The following is an 8,203-nucleotide window of genomic DNA, read 5'->3' on the forward strand; positions in this document are numbered from 1 at the left end:
GAAGTGACTGATGAAGAAATCCAAGCGCAGCATGAGCGCCAAAATACAGAACTTAACGCACGCCACATCCTCGTGGAAGATGAAGAAACGGCAGCAACAGTAAAAGCTGAGTTGGACGCTGGCGGCGATTTCGCTGAATTGGCACAGGAATATTCTTCTGATGGCTCTGCTGCTGAAGGCGGAGATTTGGGGTGGTTCGGCGTAGGTGCAATGGTTCCGGAATTCGAGGAAGCAGCGTATGCTTTGGAACTTGAAGAAATCAGCGAACCGGTTTCATCACAATTCGGTTTCCATATCATTCAGGTATTGGAAAAACGTGAAGTGGAAGGCGCTGAGCCGCTTGAAGGCCAGGAAGACGCTCTTCGCAGTGAAATTGCCATGCAAAAAGCTGACCAGGCTGCATTGCTTCCAAAAATTGCGAAATTGATGGAAGAAGCGAATGTTGAAATCAAAGACAAAGATCTTGAAGGCGCGCTGGATGAAATCATGAACGGTGGAGCTCCGGCTGCAGAATAATAATAAATATCCACAGCACAAAACCCCCGCTTCCGATTGGATGCGGGGGTTTTGTCTTTTGTCATTAAATATTCGGCTTGTAGAATGAACGGTTTTCCAACGGGAAAAGCCTTTCGGAAAATTCGCCGGGTTTTGTTTTCTCAAGAGCACGGTCGAGCATCATCATCTTCGCATCGATGTTATCGATATAATGAAGCATTTCCGCTTCTTTGATCATCGGACGTTTCGGACTGCCCCACTCTTCCTTGCCGTGGTGTGACAGGACCATATGCTGAAGAAGCATCACTTCTTCCCCTTCGATTTCAAGTTCGTCTGCCGTCTTGGAGATTTCTGTCACCATGATGGAGATATGTCCCAGCAGATTCCCTTCCACTGTATAAGTCGTTGCAACCGGACCCGAAAGCTCGAACACTTTGCCGATATCGTGTAGGATGATTCCAGCGTATAACAGATCTTTGTTCAATGTCGGATAAATGGCAATCAGCGATTTCCCCAAGCGCAGCATGGAAACGATATGGTCGGCCAGTCCGGAGACATAATCGTGATGATTTCTCGTTGCCGCCGGAAATGTCAGCACGCTTTGCTGATGTTTTTTCAGGAGATGGCGGGTGATCCGCTGAATCTGTGGATTTTCCATTTCAAATAAATACTGCATAATTTCCTCGAAAAGCTGATCTGTCGTCTTTTCGGAAGCGGGCAGCAAATCACCGATCGACTGGTTTTCTTCCGGTTTCGCAGGCCTTATGCTTTTGATGCGCAATTGGTTTTTGCCGCGATAATTATGGATTTCTCCGCCTACACGGACAATCGTTTCAGCTGCAAACAATTTTTCGTGTTCATCTTTTGTATCCCACAGTTTCGCCTCGATATCACCGCTCTTATCCTGTAAAACCAGTGACATGAACGGATTTCCTGTAGTCGTGACGCCTTTTACCGATTGTTTGATCAGCAGAAATTCATCTATTGTTTCTCCAACAGCCCGTTGGGTAATGCCTTTTTTCATAAATATACACTCCTTCCAGTGTTGGCCACATCGATAACCTGTGCTTCCGGCCAGGCCGCGCACATCTCTTCGTGGCAGGTGAAATAAATGAACTGATGCTCCGCCTGCAGCTCTTTTATCAAGTTTATCACTTGCTGCAGCCGCAGGCGATCAAAATGGACAAAAGGATCATCCATGATGATCGGAAAAGGATGGCTCTTCTGCATGGAAACAGCCAGACTGAACCGCAGCGCAAGATAGGCCTGTTCTTTTGTCGCCTGACTCAATTCTGCAATGCGGAAACGCATGCTATCGTTCCTCACTGCTTCAAAATGACCGTCCGGGTGAATTTCGATGCTGCTGTAGGCATTTCCCGTAAGCCGCTGAAAGAAATCACACGCTCCCTCCAGTACAGCCGGCAGCGATTTCTCTTTCAGTTCGGTCATCGTTTCACGAATTGCTTCCATAATCGCTTTGTTTACAGACCAGCGATGGGCGAGCTCGTTGAACCGCGCTTTTTTCTCTTCGAAATTCTGAAGCTTCAGTTCATAGGCTTCGTCCGTCTGTAGATGATTTACCCGCTGCTGCAATTCCGCTCTTTCATCGACAAGCCCATTGCGCCTCGTCTTTAATTGGGACAGTTCCGTTTCCAGCTCGCTGATCCGCTTCTCTGCCGGTATATCCTTTTCAGCCGGTTTCTCTTCAATTGCACCCATCGCCGTCAATTGGTTCATCACAAGTGCCAGTTCCTGCTGCAGTTCTTTTTTATGATTCCAATCAAGATGCATCCGGTAAAACTCTTCGGTATCCCCTGCCCCGCATTCGTCCAGCAATTTCTGTTTTTCAGCTTCCAGTTCGTTCAGGTAGCTGTTCAGACCGTCCATTTCTTTTGTTAGAGCTTCTCTCTTTTCTTTTGATTTCCGGTTGGTTTCACTTTGTTCCCGCGCTATTTTTGCCTCCGACCGAAGCACTGTATATAAATCGGCCGCTTGGATGCTGCGTCCGGTTGCGGCGGCCGCCTGTTCCAGCCATTCCGTTTCTTCTTTTTTCGCTTCTGCAAGTGCTTCTTGGTTTCTTTTCAGTTTTACATGGATTTCCTGTACTTTTCGGATGGTCCTGAACAATTCAAACAGTGTGGATTTACTGGCAGATGATGCTATTCCCAGATGATGCAGATAATCAGTGAAGGCTGCGGATGCAGGCTTGTGACCGATTTCACTCGACAGTTCATCGATCTTTTCATCACAGGCGGCAATGGTACGAAGCGTCTCTTCGACTCTGCGGTCATAGTCATTGATCTTCTGCTGCAGGGCCTCGAGTTCCGCTTCCCTTCCGCCAAAACGGTTGATCAGTTCGTCTGTATCTTCAAAGCCATCCATTTTGCGGTGACTCTGCCAGAGCATCCAGCCTCCAACTAATGCCGCACCGAAAGCCAATAGGCCAATCAGAAATTCTCCCTGGATAAATCCGATTAACACGCCTGCAATTCCGAGTGCAGCCAGTATATAGGCAAGAGGCTGATTTCCTTTTTGTCTGCCCATGCGCTGCAGCGCTTTTGCCTCGGTGAGCTTGTCTTTGATCGAAGGCCATTCTTCTGCAGCTGCCCGCTGTTCTGCTGGCGGAGCTGTGTTTTCCAGAACCGACATTTCTTTTTCAGCTTCAATCAATTTCTTTTTTTCATCCTGCAGCTGCCTTTCACGGAAACGGCTGTTTTCTTCTTCCTTTTCCGCTTCTATGGCAAGAGCCGCCAGTTTTTCCTCATTAATAAGGGAAACATCAAACTGAAGAGCTTCGCCCAGCGGCATGCCGATCATCCCCAATTGCTGCTCCAGTTCATCTTTCAGTTTCTCCGCTTCCATTTCTTTATCTTTGAAGGCTGAACGAAAACGGTGCCATTCGGATTCCTTTTCGATCAATTCTTCCAGGCCGGCGCGAGTTGCAAACATTTCTGCTGCAGCCGGCACTGCAGCCAGTTCACTGGCCAAAAGATTCAGTTTGGCTGCAGACTCTGAAATCTGGTCGGCCACCCGCTCCATCCGCCTGCGTCCGTCAGCGGGAAATGACTCGGCTGTAATGGAAGCAAGCTGCTGCTGCAGTTCTTCTTTTTTCCGATAAAGCGGAGCTGCCTGCTGCTGTTTGCCCGCTTCCACAAGTTGCCCTGCAATCCCACTTTCCCTGTCCGTCAGTTCGGCGATCCGTCTGTTCAGCTGCTCCAGCTGTTCGACATAGGGTCCGTATAAATCCGCCTGTTCACGGTGCTGTTTCAACTCTTTTTCATCATTTCTGAGTTCATCGATCAAGCCGTTCAGCTGCGGATTGCGCCCTCCTTTTTTGAACAGGAGGCCCATTTCCTTTTCAAGTTCCGCTTCCAGCTGCGTAATCCCGTCGACACCTGTCGTACCGGATGCCAGCAGCGTGCGGCTCAATTGCTCTTCTGTCATCCTGTCGAGTCCCTGCAGTTCATGGATGGAAAACGAAAAGATGGCTTCAAATGAGGCACGGTCAAAATCACGGAGAATTTTTTTCAGTTCCGGTTCCGCTCCACGTGAGCCGTTTTCGAAATAAACCGTTACATCACCCGCTGATTTCCCTTTAATCCGTTCGATCACCACTTTTCCGAATTGCTCATCCGTCAGCTGGATCTGTCCGCCGTATTTTCCGCCCGCTTTCGGTTCGTAGCGGCTGCCTGTGTGATTTCGGGAAGGAAATCCGAATAAAATCTGAATGATGAATTGCTGCAGGGTCGTCTTGCCCGCTTCATTCCGGCCATGGAAAACGGCCAATGCCTCGTGAATCGGGATTGTCAGGTTTTCGTGTTTTCCGAAGCCATAGACCGTCAATTTTTCAATTCTCACCCGTCTGTCCCCCCGTTCGCATGGCTCTATGTATTTTTGGAATCGCTTCCGATTTTATTTCTTGCATCAATTCCTCTGTGAGAGGCGCGAGATACCTGCTCGCCTTCGGATGCTGATACAGGTCTTTCAGATTCCTTTTCCAGTCGGCCGGCTGCCACCTTGCCAGTGTCGAAGAAATTTTCTCTCCGATCGCTGAAACGCTGGTTTCGCTGAAGGTGTCTTCAATTACGATGTTTGTAATCCACGCTCTAATTGAACTCGCATCCAGCGCTTCCTGAACCGTTTCCAGTAAAGCGGATTCGGGTACACCGTCCAACAGCTCGGACGAATCCGCGTCCAGGTCCGTCAAATGGAGAACCCCGATAACAGCACTGCCTTCAGCTGTGTATTGCCCGGCGGCCGCTGTGCACGCATCGATCAATTCATTCATGTGAAGGATCCCGGTACAGGAAACAGACAGTGAATCGAAATTGACTGCAGATGTCGGGATAAATTCAAGTTCCGTTTCCGCTCCGTCCAGCCGCACGTCATAAAATCCTTTAGCTCCGGCTTCGTTCCGGTGTCTCCCCTGAATATTTCCCGGATACACAATGAATGGGTGCCGGTTGAGAATCTGGCGGAGATGGATATGCCCAAGCGCCCAGTAATGGTAATTCCGGCTCAGCAATTGCTCTTTCCTGAAAGGGGCATAAACGGCGTGGCTCGAATCCCCGTCCATACTGCCGTGCAGCATGCCGATGTGATAGTCGGCGTTTTCATCAGCCTGCGGAAAATCGGTAATTTTGCCTTCTTTTACATGACGTTCCCCGTAACTGAATCCGGTCACCGTAACCGAATTTCCTGCTGCGGTGAAATGACGGCTTGTCACTTTGCCTCCAAAAACATGGACATTTTCCGGCAGTTCAAAACGGCTCCAGACACCTCCTAGATGGTCGTGGTTTCCGTGACTGATCAATACTGGGACACCGGCGTCCGAAAGCCGCTCCATCCCCTGCTGGAATTTAAACTGCGCACGAAGCGCCCGGTCTTCGCCGTCATAAATATCACCGGCGATTAACACAAAATCAGGATGTTCCCTGACAGCATAATCAATCAGCCGGTCAAAAGCCTGATAGACGGTATCGCTCAGTTTTTTCCGCTGTGCCGGCGCAATTCCGGTGATGCCTGTGAACGGACTGCCCAGATGTAAATCTGCAGTATGGATGAAACGTATCGGCGCCATGTTGTGACCTCTCCTCTGAAAGCGAATATTTGTTCTAATTTTACCATGCAACCCCCATAAAAAAAACTGTTTGCGGAAATCTCTCCGCAAACAGTCCTGAAGCAAGCTTTTTATTTTTTATTGCCAAGCGTGATGGCTTTGCCGATGTCTTTCAGTGACTGCGAAGAACCGTACATCAAAACGCCTCCTCGGTATACACGCGCACCGAACCAGCCAAGAATGCCGATTGTCACAAGCATGATCGCGATGGACAGGAGCGGCTCCCAGAGAGGGATATCCAGCATCCCGACTCGCAGGAACATGACGAGCGGCGCAAAGAAAGGGATGAACGAAGTGACAGTGACATAGCCCGCATCCGGCATGCCGATTCCTGAAAATGCGATGAACGACGCAATGATGATCAGGAACATCATCGGCAGCATCAGTTGCTGAACATCTTCTGTGCGGCTGACGAGCGAACCAAGCAGTGCTGCAAGCACCGCATACAGGAAATAGCCCAGCAGGAAGAACAGAATCGCAAACAGGAATGTGCTCACTTTGATATCAGAGAATCCCATGACGCTGAAAAATCCTTCCGTCATATCAGAAGCGGATGTTCTGAATGCAAAATAACCGGCGATCCCGAAAATCATCATCTGGACAATGCCAAGTGTGCCGATGCCAAGAATTTTTGCAAACATATGCTTGACCGGCGATACGGAAGAAATCAGGATTTCCATCACCCTGGATGATTTTTCATTGGCCACTTCCATGGCGATCATATTCGGGTAATAGATGACCGCGACGTAAATAAGGAGGATGAGAACGTAAACCAATCCTCTCGCCTGGCTCAGTTCTTCTTCTGTCTTGGCGCTGTCCGATACGGCTTCCCGCTCAAAACTGGCGGGCAGGAATAATTCGCCGACTTCCGCTCCGCTGAGCCCCAGCCTTTCAGCGGTCAGAGCCGTCTGTATTGCCTGAACAGCATTTTCCACATCTGCGCCTGCCCCGATTTCATTTGCTGATTCTGAGATGTAACGGGCAGACAGGGCATCTCCGCCTTCGATGACCAGATAGGCATCAATTGTGCCTTCTGCGATGCCTTCCTGCAGCTCATCTTCGGACAGATCCGTCGGCATCGCCTGAATATTACTGTCAGCCTGCTCAAGCTGCGCCTGCAATTGCGGCACAAGTTCTCCGCTGTCATCAACCACATGAAGAACCTGGCTTTCCTCGTCGCCTGCGAACGATTCAATGATGGCAGGAAGGTTCGCCAGCAGGAAAAACGCCGCTGCCACGATGATGGTCGTGATGATAAATGATTTTGTCCGCGCTTTTGTCATGAACGCCTGTTTGAAAATAATCCAAAAACTATTCATACGCTTTGCCCACCTTTGCGATAAAGATTTCTTCCAGTGAAGGCTCTTCTATGGAGAAATGGCGCAGCTGCCCCAGTTTCATCGCTTCATTCAGAATACGCTGGGCTGTCGATTCCTCGGTTATCTGCAGAAGTGCCCCGTCGATTAGATCCGTATATTTTTCAACACCCGGCAGCCGGCCAAGGCTGTCCAGATCCTGATCCATCTTGAGGCGCACATTCTGCTTGCCGAAATTCCGCTTCACTTCCCTGATGGATCCGCCCACGACCACTTTTCCGTGGTCAAGGATGCTCATGTCATCACATAATTCCTCGACATGATCCATGCGGTGACTTGAAAACACGATTGTCGCTCCTTGTTTCTGCACATCCAGAATTGCTCGTTTCAGTATTTCCACATTGACGGGATCCAAACCGGAAAATGGTTCATCCAGGATGATCAGTGACGGCTTATGTACCAATGACGCGATCAATTGGATTTTCTGCTGATTCCCTTTCGACAGCTCTTCCACTTTCTTGCCGGCGTAATGCGGCACTTCAAAACGCTCCAGCCAGGCAGCCGTTTCTTTTTTTGCATCTTCTTTCGACATTTTCCGAAGCTGCGCAAGATAGATCAATTGATCTTCCACTTTCATCTTCGGATACAGGCCTCTCTCTTCCGGCAAATAGCCGATAAAAGGGCTCGAATCATAGGTGATCGGCTTGTCTTTCCATGTCACCCGGCCCTGAGTGGGATCCAATAATCCAAGAATCATGCGGAAAGTCGTCGTCTTGCCTGCTCCGTTTGCCCCTAAAAACCCGTGCATCTGCCCCTCTTCGATTTTCAATGATAAATCATCCACCGCAGTGAATTCCCCGAATTTCTTTGTTGCGTGGTCGACAAATAAAGTCATCTCGAATCCTCCTTTGCGATTATGTACAGTATTTATACGGACCTTACTTCTAAATGTTTCAAACAATTACAGGACATTTGGAATAAAACCCTTTATACTGAAAATGAATAGTGATTCAGAAAGGAAGGATCCATGATGAGAACTTATAAATTAACGGCATTTGAGCAAACCGGGAAAATGATAATGGAAGAAACGTTTACAGCGGAAAATGATGAGCAGGCCAGAGATAAAGGGCATGAAATTCTGAAGGAAAAAGGACTGGAAGACCAGACGCACCGTCTCGCTTCACCGGCCGGCAAATTATTGCTTTTTCATTCATAATAAAGAAAAAGTGTCCCGCTGGGTGGTGCACCCCAAAAGTTAGAGTTCAAATCTAAC

Annotated in this window: 7 protein-coding genes; 2 read left to right on the forward strand and 5 right to left on the reverse strand. The window is 48.8% G+C overall.

Annotated features, from left to right (window positions below; genetic code table 11):
* Positions 1 to 516, forward strand: a 516-nt coding sequence (locus tag KW93_RS10230) for a peptidylprolyl isomerase (protein WP_033542914.1), incomplete at its 5' end; no start/stop codon positions are given.
* Between the two features lie 64 nt (positions 517 to 580).
* Here KW93_RS10230 and yhaM read toward each other — a convergent pair.
* The 5 genes from yhaM to KW93_RS10255 form a co-directional block, all read right to left on the reverse strand.
* Positions 581 to 1,519: a 3'-5' exoribonuclease YhaM gene (gene yhaM, locus KW93_RS10235; protein WP_033542915.1), complete on the reverse strand. Its 939-nt coding sequence runs from the start codon at positions 1,517 to 1,519 to the stop codon at positions 581 to 583.
* Positions 1,516 to 4,353: an ATP-binding protein gene (locus KW93_RS10240; protein ID WP_033542916.1), complete on the reverse strand. Its 2,838-nt coding sequence runs from the start codon at positions 4,351 to 4,353 to the stop codon at positions 1,516 to 1,518. Before KW93_RS10240 ends, yhaM begins: the two co-directional genes overlap by 4 nt.
* Positions 4,343 to 5,575: a metallophosphoesterase family protein gene (locus KW93_RS10245; RefSeq protein ID WP_033542917.1), complete on the reverse strand. Its 1,233-nt coding sequence runs from the start codon at positions 5,573 to 5,575 to the stop codon at positions 4,343 to 4,345. The genes KW93_RS10240 and KW93_RS10245 overlap by 11 nt, the downstream gene beginning before the upstream one ends.
* Positions 5,576 to 5,685: 110 nt before the next feature.
* Positions 5,686 to 6,933 (reverse strand): ABC transporter permease, encoded by a 1,248-nt coding sequence (locus KW93_RS10250; RefSeq protein WP_033542918.1) that lies wholly within the window; start codon positions 6,931 to 6,933, stop codon positions 5,686 to 5,688.
* The gene (locus KW93_RS10255; RefSeq protein WP_033542919.1) at positions 6,926 to 7,825 is read right to left on the reverse strand and encodes an ABC transporter ATP-binding protein; all 900 of its coding nucleotides are present in this window, start codon (positions 7,823 to 7,825) and stop codon (positions 6,926 to 6,928) included. The genes KW93_RS10250 and KW93_RS10255 overlap by 8 nt, the downstream gene beginning before the upstream one ends.
* A 135-nt stretch (positions 7,826 to 7,960) precedes the next feature.
* Here KW93_RS10255 and KW93_RS10260 point away from each other — a divergent pair, with 135 nt between their 5' ends.
* The gene (locus KW93_RS10260; protein ID WP_033542920.1) at positions 7,961 to 8,146 is read left to right on the forward strand and encodes a YhzD family protein; all 186 of its coding nucleotides are present in this window, start codon (positions 7,961 to 7,963) and stop codon (positions 8,144 to 8,146) included.
* The last annotated feature ends 57 nt before the right edge of the window (positions 8,147 to 8,203 follow it).

It is taken from the genome of Planococcus sp. CAU13 (assembly GCF_000775575.1).
GTDB lineage: Bacteria > Bacillota > Bacilli > Bacillales_A > Planococcaceae > Planococcus.

Excerpts from the sequence above, each read along its gene's own strand:
- yhaM (WP_033542915.1), bottom strand. The coding sequence starts at position 1,519 with ATGAAAAAAGGCATTACCCAACGGGCTGTTGGAGAAACAATAGATGAA.
- KW93_RS10245 (WP_033542917.1), bottom strand. The coding sequence starts at position 5,575 with ATGGCGCCGATACGTTTCATCCATACTGCAGATTTACATCTGGGCAGT.
- KW93_RS10250 (WP_033542918.1), bottom strand. The coding sequence starts at position 6,933 with ATGAATAGTTTTTGGATTATTTTCAAACAGGCGTTCATGACAAAAGCG.
- KW93_RS10255 (WP_033542919.1), bottom strand. The coding sequence starts at position 7,825 with ATGACTTTATTTGTCGACCACGCAACAAAGAAATTCGGGGAATTCACT.
- KW93_RS10260 (WP_033542920.1), top strand. The coding sequence starts at position 7,961 with ATGAGAACTTATAAATTAACGGCATTTGAGCAAACCGGGAAAATGATA.